This window comes from Lactobacillus equicursoris DSM 19284 = JCM 14600 = CIP 110162, from assembly GCF_001434815.1.
Lineage (GTDB): Bacteria > Bacillota > Bacilli > Lactobacillales > Lactobacillaceae > Lactobacillus > Lactobacillus equicursoris.
Map to the genome: position 1 here is coordinate 1 of NZ_AZDU01000153.1, position 296 is coordinate 296.

A 296-nucleotide genomic window follows, 5' to 3' on the forward strand; every position below is an offset into this window, starting at 1 on the left:
CCGGGTGTCTGCCAAAGTGGTTACATCGATAGTTTGAGGAGTACCCCCAACGGCTGGAATGGTCTTAACTTCCGTGATGTCAGTCCATGACGTGCCATCCTTTGAATATGATAACTTAGTGCCGGTACCGGCCAAACCTTCGCTAGCATCTACCGCCGCAAATTGTTGCAACTTAAAATCTTGCATGTTGTAATATCCTTCCTATTTCTGGTAAACGTGTTTCATTTTGTTGTCTACCACGCCATAAAACGTAATAGCCACGCGAGAAACGCCGTTTAAATCTTGGTCAACTGCCG

Annotated in this window: 1 pseudogene; it reads right to left on the reverse strand. The window is 45.9% G+C overall.

The annotated features are described in order from the left end of the window. Nucleotides 1-186: pseudogene (locus FC20_RS09790) on the reverse strand (phage tail protein); the annotation flags it as partial. Nucleotides 187-296 lie beyond the last annotated feature (110 nt).